Raw genomic sequence first — 26180 nt, forward strand, 5'->3', positions numbered from 1 at the left:
AAACCAGGAATTGCCTGGTAATTATCTCATGATAAAAGGAAACCGCTGATAATTTTTAAGAGCAATACCGGTACCGCGCACAACGCTTTTCAACGGATCGTCGGCAATATGCACCGGCAGTTTTATTTTCTGGCTCAGTCTTTTATCGAGGCCGCGCAACAGGGCGCCACCACCGGTAAGGTATAAACCGCGACGGTAGATATCGGCTGCCAGCTCGGGCGGCGTGGTTTCAAGTGCTTTCAGAATAGCTTCTTCTATTTTGAAAATACTTTTATCCAGCGCTTCTGCCACTTCCTGGTAGCTTACCATGATTTGTTTGGGGATACCTGTTACCAGGTCACGTCCGTTTACAGGCAGGTCGTCGGGAGCATTTTCCAGGTCCTTCATTGCGGCGCCTATCTGTATTTTGATCTGTTCGGCCGTTCTTTCACCGATGAGCAGGCTATGGTAGCGGCGTAAAGCCTCCATGATATCTGAAGTAAATTCGTCGCCGGCGATACGGATACTCTGGTCACATACGATACCTGCCAGGGCGATAACGGTAATACCTGTTGTACCACCTCCGATATCGATGATCATGTTACCTACGGGTTCTTCTACGTCGATGCCAATACCCAGGGCTGCGGCCATGGGTTCGTGGATGAGGTAAACCTCTTTTGCTCCGGCCTGTTCGGCACTGTCGCGCACGGCTCTTTTTTCTACTTCGGTAATGCTTGAGGGAATGCAAATCATCATACGCCAGCTAGGGGGGAACAATGGTTTTTTGGGGTAGATCATTTTGATCATTTCCCGGATCATTAATTCCGCAGCATTAAAGTCGGCGATCACACCATCTTTCAGGGGGCGAACGGTACGAATGCTTTCATGGGTTTTCTCGTGCATCATCAGCGCTTTTTTACCCACCGCAAGCACTTCTTTCGGGTTGTTGCGGTTTAAGGCAACAATAGAAGGCTCGTTCACTACAATCTCTTCATTATGTATGATCAGGGTATTGGCGGTACCCAAGTCCATCGCTATTTCCTGTGTAAAAAAGTTAAACATTCCCATGTCTCAAAGAATTCCGTATGTGATTAATGTTTGCAAATTTGATTGAAATAAACGAACAGAGAAAATATTATTCCAATTTAGCTTTTTCTTCTGTTTTTTTCTCGAGCTCCTGGAACCACTTACGCGTTTCTTCGGTGAAAAACGGCAGTGTTGTTTCGGGGTACTTGTGTTGTACCGATTGCGCCAAATCCTTTGCTATAGCGATTTTCCCTTCTTTCATCGCCAGGTTTACAGCTGTAGCGTAGGTGAAACGATAATTATTCAGCACCTGAATATTATCCCGGTTATTTAAATAGGTTTTGGGATAAGAGGGAATGTATTTAAGCTTTCGAAGACGTTTTATCAATGTTGAAAGCTCTGTGGTCAGGCTGTCGGTAACAAGTTTATTGGTAAGTCCGTTACATTCGAGATAGTCGGTAAGGAAAAGGCTCATTACGGGGGGCACGTCGCCGGGGAAAAAGACATCTTTTTTAAAGGCGTTCTGCTGGAGCACATTCAGCAGGATACGGTCGGCGCGCAGCATATACTTTTTACCATAGGTAGGCCATAGTTTCCAGGATATGCCTGTATCGGAATGGGCGGGATTTTTATCCTGTATGTTCACCACTTTCACATCCCAGCGTACGATATCGAGTTTTTCGAGATCGGCCGGTGCGATGGAAACGGGCAAACGGTTCTTTTTCACCAGCCATCCGGGATACCAGCGGGCATTCAGGAGGTTGAGGTCGACACAGTTCACGTCGGTCCGGTATTTTTCTATCGTTTGCAGGTAATTAAGATAGTGGAGGTACATGTCGCCGTTGGTGAACAGAAAGGCGTCGCGGGAGCATTCTTCGAGCACCTGGCGGAAATACTGCAGTACGGTACTATTGATGCCGCCACGCTCACTGGCTTGTTTCAATGCCCAGTACGAAGAATCGGGTTTATTGTCGTAGGCATAGCGGATAGCCTGGGAGCCCCACACTGTCAGGATCTTGGTATGCGGGTCGAGCGTCAGCAGCTCGCCGGTGTAGACGTCGTTGCTGATGGCAATGGCCTTTTCGAAGGCCTCGCTGGACTTGATTGTCAGCTTCAGCTGCTGACGGATCATGGCATCGCCATCGGCCGAGTTCAGCCGATCGAGCGCATAACCATAGAAATACCAGGCTTCGGCGGATTTATCGTTTTTGGCGAGGGCCGATTCCAGCAATCGTATCGCTCTGTTATAGTCAGGCTGTTCGTCGACGCCATTGAGCTTCATTTCTTCTTTGGCTTTTTCCAGGTCGCGCTTAAATTCACTATCCTGGGCTATTACCAAAGAGCAAGTCAGCAGGCAAAAAATCCATGTCAGATGTATTCGGGGGCGATTCATTCGCTCAATTTAGCAAGAGTTACTCAAATTCAAAGCCAATATCTTTCCTATAGTAAATACCTTCAAAATCAATGCCTTCGAGTGCCTTACGGGAGGCAGCGACGGCTTCGCTCATGGTTGCGCCATAAGAACTTACTGCCAGCACGCGGCCGCCGTTCGTAACTACGCCTTTCTCCGTTTCTGTGGTGCCGGCATGGAAGACGATAGTTTGTTCCGGATCGGTACCGTTGGCGTTAATTGTAATTTTCTTTCCTTTTTCATAATCGCCGGGATAACCGCCGCTTACTGCCATTACGGTAGCGCAGTAACGGCTATCGGTAGTTATCGCTACCTGATCGAGCCTGCCATCGCAGGTATCGAGCAGTAATGTTACCAGGTCGTTTTGCAGCAAAGGCATTACCACTTCGGTTTCGGGGTCGCCCATGCGGCAGTTGTATTCGATCACATATGGTGTACCTGCCACATTCATCAAGCCGAAGAATACGAAGCCTTTATAGGTGATAGCTTCCTGTTTAAAGCCATTGATGGTAGGCGCCACAATGGTTTGTTCTACCTTTTGCATAAAGGCGGCATCCATGAACGGAACGGGGCTTACGCATCCCATACCGCCGGTATTGAGGCCGGTGTCGCCCTCTCCTATGCGTTTATAATCTTTGGCGTGGCCGATTATTTTATACTGGCTGCCGTTGGTGATCGCAAATACGCTTACTTCAATTCCCTGCAGGAATTCTTCTACCACCACTTTTGCAGAGGCGTCGCCGAACTGTTTGTTGACGATCATTTCCTCAAAAGCTTCCAGGGCTTCTGCATGGGTTTGACTGATGACCACCCCTTTGCCTGCGGCCAACCCGTCGGCTTTTAAAACAATGGGTAAGCTGTGCTGCCGCAGGTATTTTTTTCCTTCTTCAAAATTATCGGCAGTGAATTCGGCATAGGCTGCTGTGGGAATGTTGTGACGCTGCATGAATTTTTTAGAGAAGGCTTTGCTGCCTTCGAGCTGCGCTCCTTCGGCCGAAGGGCCGAAGACCTTTATATGTTGTAAAGCAGGGTCATTTGTAAAATAGTCGTAGATACCTTTTACCAGCGGTTCTTCGGGACCAACAATCACCAGGCCGATCTCATTGCTGAGGCAGAACTGCTTTTGAGCAGCAAAATCGTTGACGCCGATCTTTACATTGATGCCGCAGGAGGCTGTTCCGGCGTTACCGGGGGCTATATAAAGTTTATCGCAATTGGTGCTCTGACGTAATTTCCAGGCAAGTGCATGCTCTCTGCCACCTGATCCTATCACTAAAATGTTCATATTATACTATTGACTATTATATATAAGCCTGGGCTAAGGCTGTTGGAATATGGTATCTATAATGGCGAAAGTATCAATTTTAGAGCGAAATGCAGGTAGAATGGCCGCTAACGTTCGACAGTTTTTGTGGCTGGTTTTGATTTTATCTGTATTTTGGGCCGCCCAAAAGGCAAAATCCCCAATTAGTAAAAGAAAAAAGAAACGAGTAATGAATGATGTTTCTGCCTCCAAAGGGCACCCCAAAGGCCTCTATATTTTGTTTGCAACGGAGATGTGGGAAAGGTTTAACTACTATGGCATGCGTGCTGTTCTCATTCTCTTCATGACCAAAGCGCTGCTGTTCGACAAAGCATTTGCCTCTAATCTTTACGGTAGTTATACCAGTCTTGTTTATCTCACTCCGTTAATCGGGGGCTTTGTTGCCGACCGGTATTGGGGAAACAAAAGATCTATCATTGCCGGTGGTATTTTAATGGCTATCGGGGAGTTTATCCTGTTCTTTTGTGGTTCAGTTTATGCCAGTGCTCCGGGTTTATCGACCCTGCTTTTCTTTTCGGGCCTGGGTTTCATGATTGCGGGCAACGGTTTTTTCAAGCCCAATATATCTTCCCTGGTTGGCCAGCTATATCCTAAAGGCGACAGGAGAATTGATGCCGCTTACACCATTTTTTATATGGGGATTAACGTAGGTGGCGCTTTAGGTCCTATTTTATGTGGTACACTGGGAGACACTGGCAGCCCTGCAGATTTCAAGTGGGCGTTCCTGGTAGCCGGTATTGGTATGACCATCAGCGTGCTGGTTCAGAAATTCTTCCATAACAAATATGTTACAGCACCCGGCAACAGGGAAAAAGTATTGGGTCTGACACCTGCGGGCGCCAATCCCAATTTTTTAAAGCCTATTGTGATGGTAGGCGGCCTGATAGGTTTTTCTATTTTAACGATAGGCTTACTGTATTTGGAAGCAAGGGTTGTTAGTTACCTGACCTACCTGCTTTTAGCTGCGGTTATACTTATTGCGTTCATGATCTTCTCTGATAAAACACTTAGCAGAATTGAGAAAGAGCGGATCTGCGTTATTTTCATTGCCGCTTTCTTTGTGATCTTTTTCTGGAGCGCTTTTGAACAGGCAGGCGCTTCGCTCACCTTTTTTGCCGATGAGCAAACCGACAGAAGTCTTGGTTTAAATATCAGCCTTCCTATTGTTTATATTGTTGCGGCTGCAGGCCTTTTCGGCATTGTGCAGTTGTTGAGAAAGGCCAGTAAAAACCTTGCCTCTGAATATGATAAGGCGTTAAGGTTCATTGTCTTTGGTTTATTATCCATTACAGGTGTAGCCATCATAGGTGGTGTTATTTACCTTGCCGCCAAAGGTCAGTCCATTTCCATGAATGAAGTTCCGGCCAGCTTCTTCCAGTCGCTCAACTCCGTTTTCGTGGTAAGCTTTGCGCCTATTTTTGCATGGCTTTGGGTTAAAATGGGTAAAAGAGAGCCTGGTTCTCCTACCAAAATGGCGATTGGTCTTCTCTTACTTTCCATAGGTTATCTCTGGATTGCTTTTGGGGTAAAAGATATACCTGCCGGCACAAAGGTGTCGATGATATGGCTTACGGGCATGTATGCTTTACATACCTGCGGGGAGCTTTGCCTGTCGCCCATTGGTCTTTCCATGGTTAACAAGCTGGCGCCTTTGAAATTTGGTTCATTGCTTATGGCGGTATGGTTCCTGGCCAATGCGGTAGCGAACAAGCTGGCCGGCATCTTAAGCTCATTATATCCCGATGGCAAGCCTACACGTTTTCTTGGTTACGAAATGACCAACACCTACGACTTTTTCATATTATTCGTGGTAATGTCGGGTGTAGCGGCGCTGGTATTGTTCCTTATTACCAAGAAGCTGCAGAAGATGATGCACTTCGATAAAGACTAAACTTATTGCGCTATGTCTGAAAAGAAAGCATTCCAGCCATTTGTATCGCCTGATACTAAAATGAAGGAATTTACCCTGAAAGCTGTACTTATGGGCAGCATTTTCGGGATCATTTTTGGTGCGGCCACTGTGTACCTGGCGCTTAAAGCTGGTTTGACGGTATCGGCTTCTATTCCTATTGCGGTAATTGCGATTACGCTGGGGCGCCGTTTTCTGAATACCACTATTCTCGAGAATAATATTATACAAACAACGGGATCTGCGGGTGAAAGTATTGCTGCGGGCGTTGTATTTACATTACCGGGGTTCCTGTTCCTTACCGACGGCGGGGGGGAGCAGTTCTTTAATTATATGACCATTCTTACGCTGGCCATTTTCGGGGGCATTCTTGGCACTCTTATGATGATACCGCTGCGGAAGGCGCTTATTGTTAAGGAGCATCATACCTTGCCTTACCCTGAAGGCACTGCCTGCGGCGATGTGCTCATTGCCGGTGAAAAAGGCGGTGATTTTGCCAAGACTGCGTTCTGGGGCCTTGGTTTTGCCTTTGTTTACGCTATTCTGCAAAAGATCTTTCATGTGATAGCAGAAGCGCCTTATTACATGACGAAGCAGGCCAATAAGTTTTTCCCTTCTGCAAGGGTGAGTGGAGAAATCACTCCCGAGTACCTGGGGGTGGGTTATATCATTGGTCCCAAGATTGGCGGCGTACTGGTAGCAGGCGGTGTTTTTGCGTGGCTTGCGGCCATTCCATTGCTGGCCTCACTGGTGCCTGCAGACGTCATTGCAGCACAGCAGGTGAAGCTGGGTTATCTTGCCAATGTTGCGGTTAGCGGCGGCAAAGGTGGCTGGGATGCGGCAACGCATACTTTCAGCGATTATTCGGCCGCTATTTATTATGCCTATATCAGGCAGATAGGCGCCGGCGCCGTAGCAGCAGGCGGTTTCATTACGCTTATTAAAACCATACCTACTATCATCTCTTCTTTCAAAGGCAGCCTGGGTTCCATTAAAACTTCAGAAGATGCCGGTGCGGTTAAACGCACCGATAAAGACCTGAACATTAAAGTGGTATTGTTTGGCAGCCTTGCCCTGATCGTATTAATGGCTCTTCTGCCACAGATACCTGGCAACGGCGTTGGCCAGAAGCTGCTGATAGGTTTGCTGGTAGTGATATTCGGCGCTTTCTTCGTTACCGTGTCGTCCCGTATTGTGGGATTGATTGGCTCGTCCAATAATCCTATCAGTGGCATGACCATTGCAACGCTTATGGGCACCTGTCTTATTTTTATAGCAGTGGGCTGGAGCGGTAAGGTATATGAGCCTATGGCGCTGGTGGTAGGCGGCCTGATATGTATCGCTGCTGCCAATGCGGGCGCTACTTCCCAGGATCTGAAGAGCGGGTATATTGTAGGCGCTACTCCCAAGTACCAGCAAATGGCTCTTTTCATTGGTGCTATCGTTTCATCGATCGTTATAGGGTTAACCGTTAAGTTCCTGGATAAGCCTACTGCGGCTATGCTGGCAGAAGATCCGACATTAACACATGCCATTGGCAGCGCCGTTTATCCTGCCCCACAGGGTACCTTAATGGCAACGCTGGCGAAAGGCATTCTTTCGTTTAACCTCGACTGGCAATTTGTTCTGGTAGGTGTAGCTATAGCCATCACCATGGAGCTTTGCGGTGTGAAAGCGCTGAGCTTTGCGGTGGGTGCTTATCTGCCGTTGTCGACTACCTTACCTATTTTCATTGGCGGCCTGATACGTGGCTTTGCCGATAAGAAAACGGGTAAAGCGGCTACTGCGGAAGAAGAAGAACTGGGCAAGGGTAACCTGTTTGCCACCGGGCTTGTTGCCGGGGGTGCTGTAGCCGGTGTTATCATTGCCGTGTTATCGGGGATAGACAGTACTGCCGCGGGGCTGCTGAAGGTAAATACCGAACATGGTCTTACGCAAATGCTGGGAGAGAACGGCTATATGTTGTTAGGAACTCTGTTCTTCCTGTTCATGGGATTTGTTTTGTACCGGATAGCGGTGAAGAAAGACAAACCTGTTTAATAGTTTAGTATTATAGAAAAAGAGGTTGGCTCATAAATAAAAATAGCCGCTGAGAATTGCTTAAACGGGAACCCTTCTCCATCAGTTACCCGAGAAAAACGAGGCCGTATCGCACTTATGATACGGCCTCTTTTTTATTGCTTATTGCGGGGATCAGTGCGGGCATAAAAAAGCCAGCTCTATGAAAGAGCCGGCTTTTGATTTTACCTTTTCAGGCTGTAAAGTAGCCCCCGCTACTATTTTTTCGGAACCGTACAGGATCAGGTTTTGATCCTTGTTACGGGCCGGATATTTTGTTTATCGTTTCAGAATGGTTACTTCGGTACGACGGTTTGCCTGATGTTCGGCTTCGGTGCATGGTACGCCGTCTTTACAGCCATTCGTCAATCTTGTTTCGCCATAACCGTTCGCTTTTACACGCCAGGCCTGTATCCCTTTACTTTCGAGGTAGTTTACAGCGGCTATCGCCCTGTTCTGCGACAACTGCATGTTATAAGCAGCAGATGCACGGCTGTCGGTATGAGAACTTAATTCAATTTCCATTGTGGGGTATTTCTTCAATACGGCCACCAGCTTATCCAAACCTCTTGCCGCATCGGGCCTGATGTTGTATTTATCAAGATCGTAGTATACATTAACGAGGATCAGGGTTTCACCTACTTCGTAGGGGCGGTCTGTATCGTCGTTATCGCCACCGATAGTACGTTTCTTATTGGGATCTTTTGCCACAGGCGGCTCTTCTTTTTCAGGAGTTGGCGTTACAGGCCCGGGTATGATGGTAAATGCATAGATGTCATCGGAGCCTTTACCGCCCAGCCTGTTCGAGGAAAGATAACCTGCGTTGGGGCCTGTAAGTGTGTAATAGAAATCGTCGTAGCTGGAGTTGAAGGGAGGCTTCAGGTTAACAGGTGCTGTCCAGTAAAAGCGTGTACCTGTTGTTTTGAAGATATCGTAACCGCCCATACCCGGGTGCCCTTTGCTGGCAAAATAGAAAGTTCCATCGGGTCCGAAAGTAGGGAACGATTCTTCATCAACGGTGTTGATTTTGGAACCGCAGTTCTGGGGTTCGCCCCAACTACCATCGGTTTGTTTTACTGAATACCAGATATCTGTTTTACCGAGAGAACCTTCTTTGTCGGAGACGTAATACAATATTTTTCCAGAGGGGTCCAGAGCGGCGAGTCCTATCGAGTACTCTTTCGCGTTATTGTATTTGAAGGGTTGTGCCGTTCTCCACTTGCCAGCAGTATCACGGATACTATAATATAATTCGAGTTTACGTGTTCCTATGCTACGGATAAGGTTGCCTACCTTTTCATCGCTATACTCCAGGGCTTTATCGTTACCGGGGTTGGTAACGGTAAAATAGGCAGTATCTATATTGCGGGAGAAGGTAACAGGTCCTACGTGGTACATATTCTGATTGAACACCTCGCCCAGGTCGCCTATTGCAGCAGCATCGGGGTTAGGGGTTGCCTGGTATAACTTCATGAAAGGCCTGTCCGTCCAGTCGTAGTTATCGCCATTCGCCTTTTTATTTGTTTCGAGCAGTTTGGTGCGTGTAAATTCTGAAGTGAAGGCTATCTGGCTACCATAAGCAGCCACCCCCCAATCTGCGTCTTTAGAGTTCAGTTCTTCTGCATTACGGATGGAATCCTTTGCGGGTTTTTCGAGCCATAATAAAGCGGAATCACATCCTGCGAGCTTGGCTTTTGCCAGTTTGGCATCGCCGGGTCCGGCAAGGTATTCGCGGAATACGGAGCTTGCATTATCGTATTGCTCCAGTGTTTTATGCAGTTCGCCAATCTTCAGCAGGATAGAGCGGTCTGCATTGGGATATTTCTGGCAATAGAGCTTGTACCATTTCAAAGCCTTCTCATATTGCTGCATGGCTTCATAAGCGCGTCCGAGCTTGTAGTAGACGTCGGGTTTTACGTTTTTCTTTTCAGCCATTTTTTCATAGGCCTCTGCTGCTTTCACATATTGATACCTGGCAAAATAGCGATCGGCTATTTGTCCGTGCGACGCCTGTTCCTGGCTGAATGCCTGTGTTACTGAAAACAATGCGCCTGTTATAAAGATTGATCGTATGAATTCTTTCATTGCTACAGTAGTTTTTAGAAGTACCTGGGAGATAATACGCGCCTGTCTTTACGTGGAAACAGGAGGCCTACTGAAATCTCATGCGTACCTTTTTCATAAGGATTAAGGCTGCTGATGGTAAAATCATAAGCATAGCCTATACGGATTTTATCTGTTGCATAAATGTCGATAATGGCGGCAATAGCGTCACGCTTCTCAAGGCCTTCGAGGTTATCGGCTTTGGCCCATATGCGGGCGCCTGTGCGGTAGGAAGCGCCTATCCACAAACGGTCGGATAACAACAAGAAAGCATTCAGATCTATATTGCTCGGACCTTTGAAGTCTTCTTTCCAGAGGAAGCTTGGTTTCAGCTTTATATCGTCGGAAAGGTTCAGGATGGTTCCCGCCCCCAGGTAGATATGCCTGCTGCGTTCCATGGTCTTATAAGTTTGACCGTTCTGAGAATATTTACTGGCGATGGTATAACTTGACAACAGGTCGTCGACCGAAGCGCTTATATAATATGAAGGTGTGCTATAGTAGATACCGAAGTTTGCATCGGGAACGATCCTGCTTTCATTGCCAACAGGGATCAACTGATCGTTGCCATCTACATATTTGAAGGCATTGCCATCGAGGGAGTATTGTTTAATACCCGCTCCTATCCCCAGACTCAGCATTTTTGTTTTGTCGTCGCTCATGGGAATGCGGTAAGTGTAACCTGCTATGAAAGAGGTTCCGCGCTGTGGGCCTAGTTTATCGGTCATGATACGGGCGCTTAAACCCATCTGGTCCGACTTGCCCACGAGTCCGTCTACAGAAGCGGCCAGTGTTTTAGGCGAACCTTCGACGCTTGCCCACTGTGAGCGGTAAATGGCGCTTACATAAGTATCGCCGCGGTAACCGGCATAGGCTGTATTAATAAACAGCGGATTAAAAACGTACTGGCTGAACTGAATATCCTGCTGTGCGCGGGCTGTTATATTCAGACCACTCAGTATTACCAGTAAACAAAGGATATATTTAGTTTTCATTGCTAATTTTTTAAATGATCATCACATTATCTTAATAACTGAACCCATCCGGAATATCTCACCTTTCCTGAGGGAGTATTAAGCAGGAGCGCATAGTAGTAAGTACCTTCATTTAGTCCTTTGCCATCCCAGTCGTTCTGGTAGTTAGCGGACCGGTACACCATGTTACCCCACCTGTTAAAGATCATCAGCTCGGAATTGGGGAAGCTGCTGAGCCTGGTTATTCTGAACTGGTCGTTTTTACCGTCGCCATTAGGGGTGATCACGTTAGGAATAAAGACTTCCCTGTTTCCATCGATCACGAATTTTACAGATACGCTGGCTGTTTGCGGCGTCATCGGCTGATTTGCCGGTGTTCTTGCATTTACCGTAACGGTATTATCAACAGTAGCCTTGTCGAGGTCGGCCTGCGCTACGAGATAATTAGTTTTAATGGTATCGGTAACACCCGGAGCCAGGGTTGCAATCGTTTGATTGAGTGCTGTGAGCGGGTCTACTACTGTAACGGCATTCAAGGTAACATTACCTGTATTTTTTACCGTGATCGTGTAATGGAGTGCATCGCCAATAGCGCGGTAAGACTCTTCGGCCACCAGCTTTTTCACTTCAAAAGACGGCGTTTGAACGATAGGCGTTACGGTACAAGGTGCGCAAAGCGGATCGGCCGGCGCCCCGGGCAAGGGAGTAGGATCGGTAGATTCTGCATGAACGTTGGCATTGGACGGGTCTTTACCATCGGCCTTCGCCAGGTTACTTACATATCCTCTTTCAATATCGGCCTGTGTTACCGTATGACGGGCAGTAATATTGGCACCTGCGCCTACGGCAAGAGAAGCGATGGTTGAAGGTGTTATGCTGTTGGCATCGGCATTGGCATCGGTAATCACCACATTGGTAAGGATGACGTTACCGGTGTTACGCACCACCATATTATAGTTGATAACATCTCCTACTTTGGTATAAGGGCCTGCCAGCGCCGTTTTGGTAAGAGAAAGTTCGCCGCCGCTTATAACAGTACGTACTGTTGACACGTTGTTTGAGACGTCGTCGTCGGGTATTACGGTAGGCAGGGCATTTTCAGGCTTCACAGTAGCCGTACTGGTGAGGCTGTTTCCCGTGGGAAGCCCTTTTATGGTACCGGTAATAACAAATGTACCTGTACTGTGCGGCTCCAGCTCCACCACTGCATTTATAGCATTAGTTTTCGTGGGCTGGGTTGTAACCTTATTACCGGCATAGCCATCGGCACTGAAGGCAATATCATCTATGGAGAATAAAGAAGCTGGCACCAGTACACCATTGCCATCCTTAATTTCTACAGCTACCGGTAATCCTATTGCCGGATCATCGGAGTCGTTGCGGACCACTACAGTATATTGTAATTTTTCATTTTTTGATGCTGCCGCCTTATTAACCGACTGCTCTATAGAAACGTTACCTGGCGTAGTAATTCTAAGGTTCCTGATCTCGTGGTTATTGATACCGGAGCCTGTTGAAGCTGCGAACCCGAGTTTCAGGTTGGCAGGCGGAGGGCTGGCCATGGTGGCTGTAAATACAGTTGAGAACTTACCTGTAAGGGAGGTTTTCCATTTTACAGTAACGTGGTAAACGCCACCTGAAGGTTTGATCTCAATTTGAACGCGGCGGTAGAACTGCGTTGATGTGGGGCGTACCGGATAGATGCCTGCCTGGATAGATCCATCGCTGCTCAAAGGCAGTTGGGTACTGGTCACATAAGCATATCCTCCTGAAGCGGGGCCACGCAGTCCTATGGAGTTAGGGCGGAAACCAATACCGCCTACACGTCCTTCATTATTGTTGGAATAGTTGCCATATTCGTCGAGCCCCACGCCGATATAGCCGCCGGAGAGGCCTTCGATGGGTGGATTTTCGAGTAATTTAGGGGCATATCCCAGCGAGCCGCCGAAGGCGCCTACTTTAAAAATGGGTACTGCGGCGTCGAAAAGGAAAACGTTGATACCATCGGCACCATTGTAGATATCCTGTTTTGTACGCCAGGTCACGTATTCAAATTCGACCAGCACACCCAGGGTAGAAGGGAAAGCGTTGTTAACGTACGCGTAACCGCTTTGGTCATTGGCGTCGGAGGTAAGCCGCAACCAGCCTTCGTTAACGGGATCTTCCTGCCCGGAGGTAAGCTTTGCACCTCCTCCCCTTACGATGCCGGTTTCGTCGCTGGTTTTAAAAGAGTTGTTAATGGTAAACTGTGCTCGCCCCTGGTAGGTTAACAGGAATAAAAAAAGGAAAAGAATTCCGGGAAAGGTTCTTCTCATTTCGGGTAATCTGGATTTCAACATATTTAGCAGATATATTTTCAGGTAATACGGGCGATTGCACCAAATAGGGTACAAATATGGGTCGATGTACAGGAAATTTCGTTTCAGCTAAGCGGGATGCACAGGTTCCTACACAATTGACACGGTGAAAGTAAGATGGAACGGGGGGCAGGCAGATTAAAAAACAATTAATGGAAATTAAATGTTATATAAATAGGGCGTTTTATGAGCTTCTTAGCAACAAGAATGCTATAAAACCTGTTTCCGTTAACGTTGCAATTGCTGGTCGCGGTACTCAGAAGGCGTACATCCCATCTGAGCTTTAAAGTACCGGTTAAAAGTTGTTTTGGAATTAAATCCACTTTCAAATGCCAGGGTTTCCAACGTACCACTTTCACTTTTACCTATCAATTCACAGGCGTGTTCTACCCGAAATACGTTGATATACTGGTAAAAGTTTTTGCCGATGCGAATGGAAAAGAGCTGGGTAAGATGGTGTTTGGGTATTTTCAATTCTTTGGCGAGGACCTGTAAAGAAAGATCTGGATCGAGATAGTTCTTTTTTTCCCGGAAGAGCAGGTTCAACTTGTTTTCATATTCATCCAGCAGCTCCGCCGGCAGGAGTGATTTCTGGTAAGGCAGGCCGGCCTCGTTTACCTCGCCGTCGTCTTCAGACTTTTGCTGGTTATGCGAATGAAGCAAATGGTCGTCCGTTTCGCCGGGATGGGCGCCTCCGTCTATTCCGGGGTTGTGCGGCTGTAAAGGAGCAGATTCCTTTTGAAGTCCATGCTGCATCAGGCGATTTACATTGTAACGGAGCATGAACGCCACCATTGTTAACATGATAAGGTAAACGCCGGTACGTATATAGAGATAATTCCGTGCAGTTCCGGCAGGCGGAGAAGCAAAAGAGACTATAAAGAAATAGATAGCGGCTACAAAGATGACGCTTCCAGCTATTGTAACCAGCCGCTTTTCTTCGGACCACGATTTCCTGTCCTGTTTTTCCATCAACCCTTTTACCGCGTAGGCAACAAATGAGCAACAGATACAGCTATAGAGCACTCTTCCATATTTTAAAAGGAAATCGACGGAAAAATTTCCTGATACAGCGATAAAGGCATAACCCACCAGACCGATCAAAAAGGGCAGGGCATGCCAGAAAGCCGTAGACAACCTGAATGGTCTGCCATTATAACTATAGGACGACCAATAGAAAAAAGGACCATACATTAATCCGAAGGGCGCTGCCCAATCGAGGTAGCGTTTGCCGGGAAAGGCCATCTGGCAGACGAGAATATGCGCAACATGCACTAACATAAATGCAGTGGCTACGAATACCAGCCTGTCGAGAAATGTCAGCAGCTCTGCTTTATAGCCCAGGTATAACGTTACCAGGATTAACACAACCAGGCTACATAACATATATTCCAGAACAGATATGCTATGCATCGGCAGCAATTCGGTTTTTGATATTACGTGCGGCTGTCATTTTAACCCTGTATTCAGAGGGGGTACATCCCACATATTCCTTAAAATACTTATTGAAGGTGCTTTTTGAGTGAAAACCACATGCCTGGGCAAAAGATTCGAGTGTATAATTTTCACGGCTATTCTTTAAAAGCTGCATCGCATAAACGATGCGATGCCCGGCTATAAACTGGTAGAAGCTGTTTACAAAGAAGACGCTGAGGAGTTGAGACAGATGATGACGGGGGATCCCTGTTTCGGCCGCAAGTTTTTCCTGCGACAGGTCCGGATCGAGAAAGCACCGTGATTCTTCCAGGAAACATTGAACCTTTACTGCATAGCTATGGAGTGTAGTTTCGTCGAGCGTTGACCGGCGGTACCTGGATCCGGCTCCCTGATCTTCGGGCAACTGCTGCTTTTCGGGCCCGGTAGCTATGTTGCGGCTATCATAGATCTGTTGATGCAGGTTTTCTTCCGGCAATGTCTTTATGGCTGCAATTTCCCTTATTGCAAACAGGGCCACTACCACCAGCAATGCATACTGCCCTCCCTGTGTATTCACGTCGAGTTGAAGGGCCGGCCAGCATAATTGCGCTATACCTGCCAGTTGCATTATTGCAACAAATACATAGATTACAGTTACCTGTCCCAGGAAACGCTGCAAAGAAGGGTGCAGCATCCGTTGCCGCCTGTTAGACAAACTGATGGTTATCAGATAAACAAACAGAGAAATTCCGGCCAGTCCAGACAACTGATTGTACCATATCATGGCTGTTTGCAGGCCGGCATGTTGCAAGACCGATTTAGACAGCAGCAATGCCGCTCCCAGCAACATGCATCCAAAAGGAATAAAATGCAGTGCTTTTTTACGAACCGGACGTTTCACACCCGCAGCGGTCAGATACAGGAAATATAACAGGGGGCCGTGCAGAAAGAACAGCGGACTTTCTATCTTGATAAGATCATTACCCGGAGCCATAGTAATAGCGGCGATATACCAGGCAACCTGGAATAAGGCCAACGCCAGTATAAGCAGCAGGGAAGTGCCCACAACTCTGAAAAGCTTCACAACTAAATACATGAATCGCTATGGATAGAATGGGGCAAAGATAAGAATAGATGAGAGATAGCAGCTAACAGATGGCAGGGGTATAAGTAAGGGAAAGATGAAAAAGAATGAGGGGAAAGTATAATGATGGTATACTCATCGTCCGTATATAAAGCGTACTTTTTCGTAGACCGGGGCGATATTCTGTGGGGAAGCAGCAGATACAAAAAAAAGGGTCTTCTGTAGAAACAGAGGACCTCTAACGATTGCTTGCCATATGAAAATTCTTACTAAAATCTTTTTGGGGTAACTGAAGCTACTGTGTTGGTAGCGTTGCTTTCAATTACAATACAAATATACTTACGGATCTTACCTGCTACAACTCAATTTGTAAGTGTATTTATTACGCCAAAGCTGATAAAAAAATCACAAAACCCTTATCTGTATTGCGTTTCAGCTTTTTTTTGCTACGATGTCCAAGGCAAAAACGGACTTTTAAAAGGACCCGACTTAAGTTTTTTTTAACTAGAATGAGGGAAAGCTATAACATTTTGGGAAGGAAAATATCAATCTGGGGAATGTTGGCCTCATTTTTGAGGAAGGCGAAACTCAGCTTAAAAACAATTAAAAAAATTATATCTACTGTTTATCAATGAGTTATATGCAAATAGCTCCTTTTACCAGATAGAACGGCAAGATTATGGAATTAACAGGAAACAGAGGAGCGATCCTCAACAGGCTAGTCTACGAGAAACGAATAAGGCAGCCGGAGAAACACCACCTATAGAAGAACAGACTGTTGAAAAACACCAGCACCAGGAAAACACCACCTGTGAAAAACAAGAACCTGTGAAGAACCGGACCTATGAAGAACAAGATCTATGAAACACCGTTGACCATGAAAACACGAGGCTATGAAAAACACATGTGAAAGACACCAGAGACCTCGTTTTTAAAACACTATGAACCAAAAAGCCGGACCTGTGCATAGCCGGTCCGGCTTTTAAAAAACTAATTCACGATGGAAAACTTATATGACGCCCAGCAACAAATTGCTCAACTGCAATTCCGCCATACCAGCGACGTATTAACCCTGCGTCTGCATATGCTGGAAATGATGGCCATGTTGTCATCGCATCACCAGCGCGTAAGCAATCCCGTTTTACGTCATCATATAAAAGTTACTTTTTATCACTTACAGGAGCTGTACAAAGAAACCGACAATACTCCCGTAAGTTTTAAAAAGGCAAAACGCGAAGTTTTAGAAACGATTCAGAACTATATATTCAAAGCCAACATGCTCGATACAAAAACCGAGTATTTGTCTTCATCCGTACCGTCTACTCCTGTTGCACAAGCGGGTATACAGGCCGTTGCCTAACCTACTATCACAATTTACCTTGTTTGATCTCGTCAACAACAGCGGGATCAAGCAAGGTACTTGTATCTCCCAGCTGCTCCAATTGTCCTTCCGCAATTTTACGCAGGATCCTGCGCATGATTTTTCCACTTCTTGTTTTTGGTAATCCGCTCACAAACTGAATTTTATCTGGTTTGGCGATAGGCCCGATGATACGCGATACCGTTTGAAGAATATCCTGGCGGGTACTATCTTCATCGCCATGCAGGCCGGTTACAGTCACATAAGCATAGATCCCTTGTCCTTTAATATCATGAGTGTAACCCACTACGGCACTTTCCACTACACTTGCATGCATATTAATTGCATTTTCCACTTCAGCAGTACCTATTCTATGCCCGCTTACATTTAATACATCGTCTACGCGGCCGGTGATCCTGTAAAAGCCGTCATCGTCGCGCAGGGCGCCATCGCCGGTGAAGTAAAGGTTTTCGTAAGTAGCGAAATAGGTGGTACGGCAGCGTTCATGATCGCCATAGGTGGTACGCAACATACCGGGCCAGGGGGCTTTGATGCAAAGGTTTCCTTTTACATATCCGTCTTCTGCTTTTTCCGTTACTTCTTTACCGTTTTCATCTACCAGTATTGGCTGTACGCCTGGTAATGGCAGTGTGGCCCAGCTAGGCTTGGCAGGTGTGATACCGGCCAGGTTGGTGATCATAAGGCCTCCTGTTTCGGTTTGCCACCAGGTATCTACAATGGGGCAGTTCTTTTTACCAATATGTTCGTCGTACCAGTGCCATGCTTCTTCGTTAATAGGTTCTCCCACGGTACCCAGCACTTTTAACGAGGAAAGATCTTTTCCTTTCAGCGGGTCGAGGCCAAAGCCCATCAGGCTTCTTATGGCCGTTGGGGCTGTGTAAAGAATATTTACTTTGTATTTATCGACGATATCCCAGAAACGGCCGGCATCGGGCCAGGTAGGCACGCCTTCGAACATCACAGAGGTAGCGCCTGCGCTTAACGGACCGTAGAGAATATAACTATGACCTGTGATCCAGCCGATATCGGCGGTACAGAAATGAACCTGTCCGGGCTGGTACTGGAAAGCGTTTACGAAAGTATAGTTGGTCCATACCATATAACCGCCGCAGGTATGTACCACACCTTTGGGTTTGCCGGTGCTTCCGGAGGTGTACAAAATAAACAGGGGGTCTTCGGCGTCCATCACTTCCACATCGCCAAAGCCTTCTACACCAAGTGTATCGGTAACTTTCAGCATTTCATCTTCCCACCATACATCGCGGCCTTTGATCATACTTACGGGGGTGCGGGTGCGGGTATACACGATCACCCTTTTCACCATTTTGTTCCCGATGAGCGCATCATCGATCACACTTTTCAACGGAATGTCTTTGGCTCCGCGGAAAGCGCCGTCGCAGGTAACAATGAACGCTGCTTTTGCATCTTCGAGCCTGTCGGCAATACTCTGCGCAGAGAAGCCGCCGAAGATGACGCTATGGATGGCTCCTATACGTGCGCAGGCCAATACAGCATAAGCCAGCTCGGGCACCATACCCATATAGATACACACCCTGTCGCCTTTTTTCACACCGTTGTTTTTAAGTACCTGTGCAAACTGACATACACGTTTGTGCAGCCGTTCGTAGGTGACGATACGGGTACGTTCTTCGGGATTATTGGGTTCCCAGATGATGGCTGGTTTCTCACCCAGTTTTTCGAGGTGACGATCCAGGCAGCTTTCTGTAATATTCAGCCTTCCCCCTGAAAACCATTCGATACGGGGTTCTTTAAAATTCCAGTTCAGCACCTTATCCCATTTTTTACGCCACTGGAAATTAGAGGCGACATCGGCCCAGAAGGCTTCGGGATCTTCCACACTTTTTTTGTAAGCTTCATTGTACGATTCCAACGACTTGATCTGATACGGATACGACATAACAATCTGTTTTGAGAAGTGACAATCTGTTTTTTGTGTGGTTTAAATTTACGGCATCATCACATTCAGTAAATAAATTTTATTTATATTACTGTTCTTTAACACTTGCCATATTCATGAATCAGATTAACCGTAACCTTTACCGCGTTATTGGAGCGTCGTCGCTGGGCACCCTTATAGAATGGTATGACTTCTATATTTTTGGCAGCCTGGCCACCATTATCTCCAGTAAATTCTTCCCTCCCGGCAACCCTACCGCCGCTTTCCTGGCAACGCTGGCCACCTTTGCCGCCGGATTTATTGTACGTCCTTTTGGAGCGCTTGTTTTTGGCCGTCTTGGTGATCTTGTTGGCCGCAAGTACACATTTCTTGTAACACTGGTGATCATGGGCGGCGCCACTTTTTGCATTGGCCTTATCCCCGATTATAATAGCTTTAAAGCGGCTCCGCTGGTGGTGTTGCTGCTAAGGTTGTTGCAGGGGCTGGCATTGGGTGGTGAATATGGCGGCGCCGCCACTTATGTTGCGGAACATTCTCCTGAACACCGCAGGGGCTATTTTACGAGCTGGATACAAACAACGGCTACGCTGGGATTATTTGTATCACTGGCAGTTATTCTTATATGCCAGCGCAGTATGAGCACAGCCGCCTTTGAAGACTGGGGCTGGCGCATCCCGTTTTTATTAAGTATAGGCCTGGTAGGCGTATCCGTTCTTATCAGGATGAAAATGCAGGAGTCTCCTCTTTTCTCCCGGTTAAAGGCGGAAGGGAAAACAGCTTCGAACCCGCTGAAAGAGAGTTTCGGCCATAAGGCCAACCTGAAAATGGTGCTGCTGGCGTTGTTTGGCGCCACTATGGGGCAGGGAGTGGTTTGGTATACAGGCCAGTTTTATACGCAAACCTTTTTGCTTAAGATCTGCAGCCTGGAAGCAGCGCAGGTGAATACCTGGATAGGCATAGCCCTGTTGCTGGCGACGCCGTTCTTTGTGATCTTTGGTGCGCTGAGCGACAAGATTGGCCGTAAAACCATTATGCTTACGGGAATGCTGCTGGCGGTGTTTTGTTACCGTCCCATATTCAAGGCATTTCACTCCATGAGCGATACTTCCCTAAAAACAATTGCATCATCGTCTGCCGATGCAGGACGCACTGCAGATGATAAACCTGCAGTTGTCAACACCATTCATTATACCGACGGCAGCAAGCTTGTTTCCACGCAATTACAAAGCGCCGATAATCTTAGGGAAATAAAAAAGGTTGTTACGCTTGGGGATGATCACCGGTGGAAGTTTGTAGGCCTCATTTTCGTGCTGGTGCTTTTTGTGACGATGGTGTATGGGCCCATTGCCGCCTTCCTGGTAGAATTATTTCCTATACATATTCGTTATACCAGTATGAGCTTACCTTACCATATAGGCAACGGTGTGTTTGGCGGCCTGGTTCCTTTTATAGGTACGCTCATGTACGAGTATTCAAAAACGCCGGCTAATCCCGGCGGCGATATACTGGCGGGGTTATGGTATCCGATAGGAATTGCAGCGGTTTGTTTTGTGATAGGAATTCTTTATTTAACCCGGCGGCATTCCGTTCACTAATAACGCTCAAATACTTGCCATATGAATCTTTTAAAACGTTGTCTCGGTATTTTCTGGCTTTTGCTGGGGCCTTTGTCTATGGGCTATCTCATTTTTGAAGCCTGTCAAAAGATCTCTGCCCACCCGGTACAGGATGTTTACCTGCCGTGGATCATCATCATTATTGTATTTCTGCCGGTAGCCATAGGCCTAATGGTATTTGGTTATTATGCACTGAAAGGAGAATATGACGTGTGAGGAAACGGATGCCTTATCTTTGAGGTATGTCTATAGAGGTTTCACGGCTTACTAAAATTTACGGTACCCAAAAGGCGGTCAGCGACCTGAGTTTTTCATTAGGCAAAGGCGAGATCGTTGGATTCCTGGGGCCTAACGGTGCAGGAAAAAGCACCACCATGAAAATGATCACAGGCTACCTGCAACCCGACAGCGGTATAGCCAGGGTAGCAGGCCTTTCGGTAAAAGAACAGCCCATTGCGGTCAAGAAAAAGATAGGTTACCTGCCCGAAGCCAACCCTTTGTACCCGGAAATGTACGTACGTGAGTACCTGGCTTTTGTTGCAGGCATTCATGACATCAAAGACAGTAAAAAACGAATTGAAGAGGTTATTGCGTTAACGGGGCTGGTGCCGGAAAGCAATAAAAAACTGATGCAGCTGTCGAAGGGGTATAAACAGCGCGCCGGGTTGGCTGCCGCATTAATTCACGATCCGGAAGTGCTGGTGCTCGATGAACCTACCAGCGGGCTTGACCCCAACCAGATCGTAGAAATACGCAACGTCATTAAAGAACAGGGGTTGAATAAAACGGTTCTGTTCTCTTCCCATATTCTGCAGGAAGTACAGGCTGTGTGCAACCGCATCATCATTATTAACAAGGGCATATTGGTTGCCGATGACTCCCTGGCCAATTTGCAGCGGGGCAACAAACAATCTATACGCGTAGTATTTGAAGAGCCGCTGGAGCCAGCCTGGCTGGAACGTTTGCCGGCTATTACTTCGGTGAGCAAAACAGCTGCTAATACCTGGCAGCTGCAAACAACGGATCATAATGCCGCCCGCAAGCAATTGCTGGAACTCGCATTAAGAGAAAATCTCAACATTGTTCAACTTCAAAATGAAGGTGGCAACCTGGAAGAACTGTTCCGGTCGCTCACTCATTCCAAATAAGATATGGAAACGGCAAGTATTCAATTCCTGAAATCACTGGCAAAAAACAATCATAAAGAGTGGTTCGATGCCAACAGGCCTAAGTATGAAGCAGCCAAAGCCGATTTTGCCGAGCTGGTCGCAGCCGTTATCAGCGGCACCGGCAAAGCCGATGCTACTGTAGCTGCACTGCAACCCAAGGAATGTATTTTCCGGATCAACCGGGATGTGCGCTTCAGCAAAGACAAATCGCCCTATAAGCCACATTTCGGCGCCAGCATTACGCGCGACGGGCGGAAAAGCATGTATGCAGGCTATTATGTACATATTCAGCCGGGCAATCAAAGTTTTATCGGCGGCGGCATATGGATGCCGGAACCCGGCGTACTTAAGAAGTTAAGACAGGAAATCGACTACTGCTTCGACGAATTCAGCAGTATCATCAATCATAAGAAGTTTGTGGCAGCATACGGCGCACCGGAGAGAAGTGCAGAGTATGTGCTAAGCAGGCCGCCCAAGGGTTATGAGGCAGACAATCCTGCTATTGAATTCATTAAGCTGAAGAGCCTGGTGGTTTCTAAATTGATCCCTGATGAAATGCTGACGCAGAAGGATCTTGCAAAACAAATAGTGGCCTCGTTTGGTACGTTACAGCCGCTGATCGCTTTTATCAACAGGGCGTTGGAATAGTGGCAGACTAATCCAGGCCGAGGCCTTCGCGGTCTTTTTTAGGAAGCGATTTTATAGCCAGTTTATAGGAGTTAACGATCATTTTGCGGAGTTGCTGCAGGTTTAGCGTGCCATCGACAGCGACCGTATTCCAGTGTTTTTTATTCATATGATAACCGGGCTGAACGGCGGGATATTGTTCACGGAGTTCAAGCGCTTCGTCGGGGTCACATTTTACATTAAACTGCAAGGGGTTGCTATCAAGGCCGCAGAGCAGGAATATTTTTCCTCTTATTTTAAAGACAATTGTATCCTCGCCAAAAGGAAAATCTTCGGCTGCTTCGGGAAGGGAAAGACAATAATCTCTGAGATCTTCGATATTCATATAACAAGGATATAAAAAAACCGGGAAACGGGCAACTGAAGACCCGCGTCCCGGTAGCATATATCAAACTAACCCATATTCCTGTATTAGAGCAGACCTTTTCCGCTGAGGTATTCTGCAATCTGAACAGCATTTGTAGCTGCCCCTTTGCGCAAGTTATCACTTACAATCCACATATTAAGCGTATTGGGCTGAGATTCGTCGCGGCGTAAACGGCCTACGAAAACTTCGTCTTTTTCGTGCGCCCATAACGGCATAGGATAAACCTGGCTGGCGGTATCGTCCTGCAGCACCACGCCGGGAGCGTTGCTCAGCAGTTCTTTTACTTTTTCGAGGTCAAAATCATTTTCAAATTCCACATTCACGCTTTCGCTATGGCCGCCTACTACAGGGATACGAACGGTGGTTGCCGTAACCTTGATGGAGTCGTCACGCATAATTTTGTTGGTTTCTTTCACCATTTTCATTTCTTCCTTGGTGTAGCCGTTATCCAGGAACACATCGATCTGGGGAATAACGTTAAGGTCGATCTGGTATTTATAAGCCATTTCCCCTTCCGCTCCTTTTCTTTCATTAAACAGCTGGTCTACCGCTTTTTTACCGGTACCGGTAACACTCTGGTAAGTACTTACCACTACGCGTTTGATCTTGTATTGCTGGTGCAGGGGATTTAAAGCCACTACCATCTGGATGGTAGAACAGTTAGGGTTGGCGATGATCTTATCTTCTGCAGTGAGTGCATCGGCGTTGATCTCGGGCACTACCAGTTTTTTGGTAGGATCCATACGCCATGCGGAGGAGTTATCGATAACTGTGATGCCAGCTTCGGCGAATTTAGGCGCCCATTCAAGGGAAGTACCACCGCCGGCGGAAAAGATAGCTACAGCAGGTTTTGCAGCAATACCATCGGCCATACTTACCACCTTGTACTTAGCTCCTTTAAATTCCACTTCCTTACCAACAGACCTTTCGGATGCCACAGGCACCAGTTCAGTTACGGGGAAATTGCGTTCAGCGAGAACCTGCAACATTTTAGTGCCTACAAGCCCTGTGGCACCAACAACAGCTACTTTCATAAGACCTCCTACCCTCCTTGACGGAGGTTTTTTAAGTTAAAGAATGGTTGCAAAAAAAACAGCCTTCCCCACCAGGAGAAGGCTGTTTAAGTTATGTTGATTAACACACAAACGTTAGGCAGCTTCTCCCGGAGAGAACTGTTTCTTAATACGCTTTGTATGTTTCGTCATTTTCATTTGCAGAGCGAAGCTAGTTGTTTCTATTCAATTTTAATATAAGCGCCCAAAATTTTTCTTAGAACCATTATCACTTCGTCTCCGGATCTTTTACCATATCTTGATACGCTCCGCTTCAGGCTTGTACATTTTATCGCCCGGTTTTACATTAAACGCCTGGTAAAAGGGTTCAAAGTTCATGAGCGGTGCAATTACACGCCACATAGCAGGTGAATGCGGATCGGTTTTAACGCGCTGGCGAACTGTTTCGTCTTTGAACTTACTACGCCACACCTGAGCAAACGACATGAAGAACCGCTGGTCTGGTGTAAAGCCATCGATCTTAGTGGTGTCCTGTCCCTGTTTGGTCATTTTGAACGCGTCGTATGCAATGGCAATACCACCCATATCGGCGATGTTTTCACCTACGGTGAGCGCACCATTTACATGCAGGGAATCCAGCACGGTAAAGCTGTTATACAACGCAATTACCTGGTTAACCTTGGCCTGGAATTTTTCCTTATCGGTTTTATTCCACCAGTCTTTCATGTTGCCATCCTTGTCGTATTGAGAACCCTGATCATCGAAGCCATGTGTCATTTCATGACCTATCACCATACCTATGCCGCCATAGTTGATGGCATCGTCGGCATTGGGATCGAAGAAAGGAAACTGAAGGATACCCGCGGGGAATACGATCTCGTTACGTGTAGGATCGTAATAGGCATTGATGGTAGGAGGGGTCATTTGCCACATCGTTCTGTCTACCGGCTTGCCTATCTGGCTAACGTAAAACTCATGTTCATTTCTTGCGGCAGAAACTCTTGCTTCAAAGTATTTGTCTTTTTCAACAGACACTTTGCTATAGTCTCTCCACTTATCCGGGAAGCCGATCTTTTTAGTGAAGGCGTGTAATTTGGCTTTTGCAATAACCTTGGTGCTATCACTCATCCAGTCAAGATTACCAATCCTGTGTTCGAATGATTTCTCCAGGTTATTTACCAGTTCAAGCATTCTTTTTTTAGCATCTTCCGTAAAGTATTTCTTTACATACAACTGGCCCAGCGCCTCGCCAATGTTACCATCAACGGACTGGTAAATGCGCTCCCAGCGCGGTTTCAGTTTTTGTGCGCCTGTTAACGCTTTCGAATATTCGAACTGTGCATCTACAAACGGACTGCTCAATGCAGCAGCAGACTTTTGAAGCACACGTGCTTTAAGATAGAGTTTCCAGTCGTTAATGGAAACTGTTTTCAGCATTTCGTTGAGCTTGTCGTAATAAGCAGGCTGTGCTACGTTCAAAGAATCGGCAGTAACGCCGGCTGTTTTCAGTACAACAGGCCAGTTGATCAGCGGTTGTCTTTTAGCCAGATCAGCTACAGCCGTTTTATTGTAGTTGGTTTTGGGATCTCTCAGTTCAACATTAGTGCGATGCGCTGCCGCCATTTGTTTTTCAATTCCGAAAACAGTGATCGCATTGGTTAAGGCAGTCACAGAATCGGCACCAGTTAAAGCGAAGAGCGCTTTAACATAGTTGGAGTACGCCAATTGAATTTTAGCTGTTGCAGGATCTTCATTGAAGTAATAGTCCCTGTCGGGCAGGCCCAGCCCGGACTGATAAATGCTGAAAATATTAACAGCGCTGTTTTTCTCATCAGGTCCTACATAAAATCCCAGCATAGTGCCCAGCCCATCCTTATCCATTTCCGGAACGAGCGACATGATAGAAGCGGCATCTTTCAGTGCGTCTATCTTCTGCAACACAGGTTTAACAGGCTCATACCCTCTTTTATCGATAGTTGCGGAGTCCATGCCGGCCGCATAGAAATCACCTACCAGCTGTTCAATACTTCCTTTCGCATTACTGCCTTTTGCAGCACCTTCCAGCAATCCGCGCAGATGCTCGCGTGTGCTTTTATCCAGTTCGGTAAAAGAACCCACACCGGTTTCTGTTGCGGGGATCTCTGCATTTTTAATCCATGCCCCGTTAACGTACTGGAAAAAGTTGTCTCCCGGCTTCACCGTCTGGTCGATATTAGATGGTTCCAGGTAACGTTTGGCACCTTCGCTTTTGTTACCAGAGCATCCCACCATACCGGCGAGAACCAGGGCAACAGCAGGTAATCCGTACACGTATTTCTTCATACCTATTCTTTTAAGTTAAGATTTGAAAATAAAAAAACTTCCGTTGACGGGAAGTTTTATTTGATA

19 protein-coding genes are annotated in these 26180 nt (G+C 46.8%); 7 read left to right on the forward strand and 12 right to left on the reverse strand.

The features are described from left to right. Nucleotides 1–21: 21 nt before the first annotated feature. The 3 genes from ESB13_RS15575 to purD all read right to left on the reverse strand — a co-directional run bounded on the left by ESB13_RS15575 (nt 22) and on the right by purD (nt 3701). Nucleotides 22–1047: a rod shape-determining protein gene (locus tag ESB13_RS15575; protein WP_076375708.1), complete on the reverse strand. Its 1026-nt coding sequence runs from the start codon at nt 1045–1047 to the stop codon at nt 22–24. Between the two features lie 67 nt (nt 1048–1114). Next, nucleotides 1115–2398 carry a tetratricopeptide repeat protein gene (locus tag ESB13_RS15580; RefSeq protein ID WP_129004561.1) on the reverse strand — a complete coding sequence of 428 codons (1284 nt, stop codon included), beginning with the start codon at nt 2396–2398 and terminating at the stop codon, nt 1115–1117. Nucleotides 2399–2417: 19 nt separating this feature from the next. After that, nucleotides 2418–3701, reverse strand: coding sequence for a phosphoribosylamine--glycine ligase (purD, locus tag ESB13_RS15585; RefSeq protein WP_129004562.1), 1284 nt, complete (start codon nt 3699–3701; stop codon nt 2418–2420). 208 nt (nt 3702–3909) lie between these two features. On the opposite strand from purD, the gene ESB13_RS15590 reads away from it, so the two are divergent. Together ESB13_RS15590 and ESB13_RS15595 are read left to right on the forward strand one after the other, a co-directional pair. After that, entirely contained in the window at nt 3910–5631 is a 1722-nt protein-coding gene (locus ESB13_RS15590) for a peptide MFS transporter (RefSeq protein ID WP_129004563.1), read from the forward strand. A gap of 12 nt (nt 5632–5643) precedes the next feature. Further along, entirely contained in the window at nt 5644–7689 is a 2046-nt protein-coding gene (locus ESB13_RS15595; RefSeq protein WP_129004564.1) for an OPT family oligopeptide transporter, read from the forward strand. Nucleotides 7690–7986: 297 nt separating this feature from the next. Here ESB13_RS15595 and ESB13_RS15600 read toward each other — a convergent pair whose 3' ends face one another. From ESB13_RS15600 to ESB13_RS15620, 5 genes are all read right to left on the reverse strand, one after another. Next, entirely contained in the window at nt 7987–9792 is a 1806-nt protein-coding gene (locus ESB13_RS15600; RefSeq protein WP_129004565.1) for an OmpA family protein, read from the reverse strand. Nucleotides 9793–9806: 14 nt separating this feature from the next. Then, nucleotides 9807–10805 (reverse strand): PorP/SprF family type IX secretion system membrane protein, encoded by a 999-nt coding sequence (locus ESB13_RS15605; RefSeq protein WP_129004566.1) that lies wholly within the window; start codon nt 10803–10805, stop codon nt 9807–9809. Nucleotides 10806–10831: 26 nt separating this feature from the next. Further along, nucleotides 10832–13123, reverse strand: a complete 2292-nt coding sequence (locus ESB13_RS15610) for a DUF7507 domain-containing protein (RefSeq protein WP_129004567.1) — start codon at nt 13121–13123, stop codon at nt 10832–10834. Nucleotides 13124–13369: 246 nt separating this feature from the next. Next, nucleotides 13370–14554 carry a helix-turn-helix domain-containing protein gene (locus tag ESB13_RS15615; RefSeq protein ID WP_129004568.1) on the reverse strand — a complete coding sequence of 395 codons (1185 nt, stop codon included), beginning with the start codon at nt 14552–14554 and terminating at the stop codon, nt 13370–13372. Continuing rightward, nucleotides 14547–15653, reverse strand: a complete 1107-nt coding sequence (locus tag ESB13_RS15620) for a helix-turn-helix transcriptional regulator (protein ID WP_129004569.1) — start codon at nt 15651–15653, stop codon at nt 14547–14549. The genes ESB13_RS15615 and ESB13_RS15620 overlap by 8 nt, the downstream gene beginning before the upstream one ends. 988 nt (nt 15654–16641) lie before the next feature. Here ESB13_RS15620 and ESB13_RS15625 point away from each other — a divergent pair. Next, nucleotides 16642–17001 (forward strand): hypothetical protein, encoded by a 360-nt coding sequence (locus ESB13_RS15625; RefSeq protein ID WP_129004570.1) that lies wholly within the window; start codon nt 16642–16644, stop codon nt 16999–17001. Nucleotides 17002–17008: 7 nt separating this feature from the next. On the opposite strand, the gene acs is transcribed toward ESB13_RS15625, so the two are convergent. After that, on the reverse strand, nt 17009–18940 hold the full coding sequence (gene acs, locus ESB13_RS15630) for an acetate--CoA ligase (protein ID WP_129004571.1): 1932 nt from the start codon (nt 18938–18940) through the stop codon (nt 17009–17011). 116 nt (nt 18941–19056) lie between these two features. Here acs and ESB13_RS15635 point away from each other — a divergent pair, with 116 nt between their 5' ends. The 4 genes from ESB13_RS15635 to ESB13_RS15650 are packed head-to-tail and all read left to right on the forward strand — an operon-like array spanning nt 19057 to nt 22373. Then, on the forward strand, nt 19057–20535 hold the full coding sequence (locus tag ESB13_RS15635; protein ID WP_129004572.1) for an MFS transporter: 1479 nt from the start codon (nt 19057–19059) through the stop codon (nt 20533–20535). A gap of 21 nt (nt 20536–20556) precedes the next feature. Then, a complete protein-coding gene (locus ESB13_RS15640; RefSeq protein ID WP_129004573.1) occupies nt 20557–20772 on the forward strand; it encodes a DUF6814 family protein in 216 nt (71 codons plus the stop codon). Between the two features lie 26 nt (nt 20773–20798). Next, entirely contained in the window at nt 20799–21704 is a 906-nt protein-coding gene (gldA, locus tag ESB13_RS15645) for a gliding motility-associated ABC transporter ATP-binding subunit GldA (protein ID WP_129004574.1), read from the forward strand. Between the two features lie 3 nt (nt 21705–21707). Beyond that, entirely contained in the window at nt 21708–22373 is a 666-nt protein-coding gene (locus ESB13_RS15650; RefSeq protein ID WP_129004575.1) for a DUF2461 domain-containing protein, read from the forward strand. A 7-nt stretch (nt 22374–22380) separates the two neighbouring features. Here ESB13_RS15650 and ESB13_RS15655 read toward each other — a convergent pair whose 3' ends face one another. The 3 genes from ESB13_RS15655 to ESB13_RS15665 all read right to left on the reverse strand — a co-directional run bounded on the left by ESB13_RS15655 (nt 22381) and on the right by ESB13_RS15665 (nt 26114). Next, nucleotides 22381–22737, reverse strand: a complete 357-nt coding sequence (locus ESB13_RS15655) for an MmcQ/YjbR family DNA-binding protein (RefSeq protein WP_129004576.1) — start codon at nt 22735–22737, stop codon at nt 22381–22383. 86 nt (nt 22738–22823) lie between these two features. Beyond that, nucleotides 22824–23813 (reverse strand): aspartate-semialdehyde dehydrogenase, encoded by a 990-nt coding sequence (locus ESB13_RS15660; RefSeq protein ID WP_129004577.1) that lies wholly within the window; start codon nt 23811–23813, stop codon nt 22824–22826. Between the two features lie 267 nt (nt 23814–24080). After that, nucleotides 24081–26114 (reverse strand): M13 family metallopeptidase, encoded by a 2034-nt coding sequence (locus ESB13_RS15665; protein ID WP_129004578.1) that lies wholly within the window; start codon nt 26112–26114, stop codon nt 24081–24083. Nucleotides 26115–26180 lie beyond the last annotated feature (66 nt).

Origin of the sequence: Filimonas effusa (genome assembly GCF_004118675.1) — a bacterium.
GTDB lineage: Bacteria > Bacteroidota > Bacteroidia > Chitinophagales > Chitinophagaceae > Filimonas > Filimonas effusa.

Bases quoted from the DNA above. Each gene is read 5' to 3' on its own strand.
- ESB13_RS15575 (WP_076375708.1), bottom strand. From the start codon at position 1,047: ATGGGAATGTTTAACTTTTTTACACAGGAAATAGCGATGGACTTGGGT.
- ESB13_RS15580 (WP_129004561.1), bottom strand. From the start codon at position 2,398: ATGAATCGCCCCCGAATACATCTGACATGGATTTTTTGCCTGCTGACT.
- purD (WP_129004562.1), bottom strand. From the start codon at position 3,701: ATGAACATTTTAGTGATAGGATCAGGTGGCAGAGAGCATGCACTTGCC.
- ESB13_RS15590 (WP_129004563.1), top strand. From the start codon at position 3,910: ATGAATGATGTTTCTGCCTCCAAAGGGCACCCCAAAGGCCTCTATATT.
- ESB13_RS15595 (WP_129004564.1), top strand. From the start codon at position 5,644: ATGTCTGAAAAGAAAGCATTCCAGCCATTTGTATCGCCTGATACTAAA.
- ESB13_RS15600 (WP_129004565.1), bottom strand. From the start codon at position 9,792: ATGAAAGAATTCATACGATCAATCTTTATAACAGGCGCATTGTTTTCA.
- ESB13_RS15605 (WP_129004566.1), bottom strand. From the start codon at position 10,805: ATGAAAACTAAATATATCCTTTGTTTACTGGTAATACTGAGTGGTCTG.
- ESB13_RS15610 (WP_129004567.1), bottom strand. From the start codon at position 13,123: ATGTTGAAATCCAGATTACCCGAAATGAGAAGAACCTTTCCCGGAATT.
- ESB13_RS15615 (WP_129004568.1), bottom strand. From the start codon at position 14,554: ATGCATAGCATATCTGTTCTGGAATATATGTTATGTAGCCTGGTTGTG.
- ESB13_RS15620 (WP_129004569.1), bottom strand. From the start codon at position 15,653: ATGTATTTAGTTGTGAAGCTTTTCAGAGTTGTGGGCACTTCCCTGCTG.
- ESB13_RS15625 (WP_129004570.1), top strand. From the start codon at position 16,642: ATGGAAAACTTATATGACGCCCAGCAACAAATTGCTCAACTGCAATTC.
- acs (WP_129004571.1), bottom strand. From the start codon at position 18,940: ATGTCGTATCCGTATCAGATCAAGTCGTTGGAATCGTACAATGAAGCT.
- ESB13_RS15635 (WP_129004572.1), top strand. From the start codon at position 19,057: ATGAATCAGATTAACCGTAACCTTTACCGCGTTATTGGAGCGTCGTCG.
- ESB13_RS15640 (WP_129004573.1), top strand. From the start codon at position 20,557: ATGAATCTTTTAAAACGTTGTCTCGGTATTTTCTGGCTTTTGCTGGGG.
- gldA (WP_129004574.1), top strand. From the start codon at position 20,799: ATGTCTATAGAGGTTTCACGGCTTACTAAAATTTACGGTACCCAAAAG.
- ESB13_RS15650 (WP_129004575.1), top strand. From the start codon at position 21,708: ATGGAAACGGCAAGTATTCAATTCCTGAAATCACTGGCAAAAAACAAT.
- ESB13_RS15655 (WP_129004576.1), bottom strand. From the start codon at position 22,737: ATGAATATCGAAGATCTCAGAGATTATTGTCTTTCCCTTCCCGAAGCA.
- ESB13_RS15660 (WP_129004577.1), bottom strand. From the start codon at position 23,813: ATGAAAGTAGCTGTTGTTGGTGCCACAGGGCTTGTAGGCACTAAAATG.
- ESB13_RS15665 (WP_129004578.1), bottom strand. From the start codon at position 26,114: ATGAAGAAATACGTGTACGGATTACCTGCTGTTGCCCTGGTTCTCGCC.